This is a genomic window from Chamaesiphon sp. VAR_48_metabat_403 (assembly GCF_031422475.1).
GTDB lineage: Bacteria > Cyanobacteriota > Cyanobacteriia > Cyanobacteriales > Chamaesiphonaceae > Chamaesiphon.
Map to the genome: position 1 here is coordinate 1 of NZ_JANPLS010000352.1, position 1,871 is coordinate 1,871.

Here is a 1,871-nt window from a genome sequence, read left to right on the forward strand (position 1 = left end):
TTAAAACATAGCGAAACGACCAGTAAATACTCACGTATAGTACCAGCAAGCCACCCAATGTAAAAATCAGGCTGCCACCAGTCCCCGGATTTCTTGCCCCCGTACTGGCAAACGGAATCGCGAATAGAAAAATTAGACTCGATACTACAGCCAAAACGAGTTGCAACCAAAATCCCGCCCAGCCTACCCGCCGGAGTTGGCTGGCAATTTTCCGGACGGTTTGCGGGGTGTTACCGTTAATTTCTAGGTCTGACATGAATATTAATTAAGAATTTGATAAGAAAGTAGAATAATTGTCGCTTGATGTAAATTGGATGAGTTAAGCTAAAAACTGGGTATCTATAAATTTGCTCTAAACAATTTGTTAGTCCCATTACCATAAAAATTGTTTTCCGGTCTGGTAGTAACAGATTTATCTCGACCCGCTTTTCTCAATGCTCGATTCTCCGTAAGCGCAAAGCGCAGGCTCTCGGTTACGCGTAGCGTTCCGCTCCGAATGGAGAGGCTACTTCAACTTCGCTCAGTACAAGTACGCCAACGATCGATGTTGCATTTGGCTTGAGTGCTGAATGAGGATAAGATCGAACACCAATATTATAAGGTGGTAACAGCTATGAACTTTGAAGATATCTACTGCTTTTTCCGCAATCCACCACCACTGTATCTCAATCAGGAGTTGGCGGTTTGCTACATTCTCGATATTCTGCTCCAGGGCGATTCTTACGGTACTGAATTGATTGCTAGATTGGAGCATGAATCTTCAACCTATCGGCTCTCAGACACTGTTTTATATAGTGCAATTAAGTTTCTAGAAGCTAACGGTACCATTGTTGGCTACTGGAAAAAAGTTGAAGGTCGCGGTCGTCCGCGCCGGATGTATCAAATCGATACTGAGTGGACGAATAAAGCTAAGGAACTCGCTCATTTCTGGACGCGGTATTCTACTACTCATTCTACACGCTCTGATGAGCCACCAACCTTCGAGAGTCGAGCACTATCGATCGGTAGTTAAAAATTGGGATGAGGAGAAAAGTTCGATCTGACTTATTAGTGCACTTTCATCATACCAAAGGTCAGGCTGCTCCATAGTGGAGCGTCTGCCTTGGCAGATGGATTTTTTCAAGCCGCAGGTGTGATACCTGCTTTTTTTATCGATCGAATGTGTTAGCTTAAATTGTGGCATCGATGTAAATCGATCGTTCATCTCTTTACTATCAACTGGTTTAATAATGGCTACCAAACGGATTTTGCTCTGGTATCGTAACGATCTGCGTTTGCACGACCATCAACCATTAACTCAGGCTCTCAAACAGTGTGCTAGTATCATTCCATTATATTGCTTCGACGATCGCCAGTTCGATCGAACGCCGTTTGGTTTTCCTAAGACGGGTGCATTTAGGGCGCAATTTTTACTCGAAAGTATTACCGATTTACAGCACTCATGGCAAACTCGCGGGAGCGATTTGCTAATTCGGCGCGGATTACCCGAAGTCATTATTCCCGCATTAGTCGAGCGATTGGGAATTACCGATGTCTACTACTATCAAGAAGTTACCGCCGAAGAAATTGCGGTAAGCGCCACATTAACAGCCGCCTTAAAGGCGATTAATGTCAATAGTCAATCTTTTTGGGGCCAGACACTCTATCATCTCAAAGATTTGCCGTTTGGATTGCCAAATATTCCCGAATTATTTACCAAATTCCGTAAAGATGTCGAACGCGATAGTCAAATTCGACCCGCCTTACCTACTCCTGCGACTTTACCACCACTCCCTACAGATCTAGACCGAGGAATTATACCCAGCCTAGCCGATTTGGGGTTAGCAGCATCCCCAGTTGACTCGCGCGGTGTTTTGGCATACCAAGGCGGC

Annotated in this window: 3 protein-coding genes; 2 read left to right on the forward strand and 1 reads right to left on the reverse strand. The window is 44.6% G+C overall.

Translation table 11 applies throughout. The features are described 5' to 3' along the window. A partial coding sequence (locus RMO79_RS16960; RefSeq protein WP_310484391.1) for a DUF3611 family protein occupies positions 1 to 256 on the reverse strand: 256 nt, incomplete at its 3' end. 357 nt (positions 257 to 613) lie between these two features. Between RMO79_RS16960 and RMO79_RS16965 the strand changes: the two genes are divergently transcribed. Further along, positions 614 to 1,012 (forward strand): PadR family transcriptional regulator, encoded by a 399-nt coding sequence (locus RMO79_RS16965; protein ID WP_310484392.1) that lies wholly within the window; start codon positions 614 to 616, stop codon positions 1,010 to 1,012. Positions 1,013 to 1,229: 217 nt separating this feature from the next. Next, a partial coding sequence (locus tag RMO79_RS16970; RefSeq protein WP_310484394.1) for a deoxyribodipyrimidine photo-lyase occupies positions 1,230 to 1,871 on the forward strand: 642 nt, incomplete at its 3' end.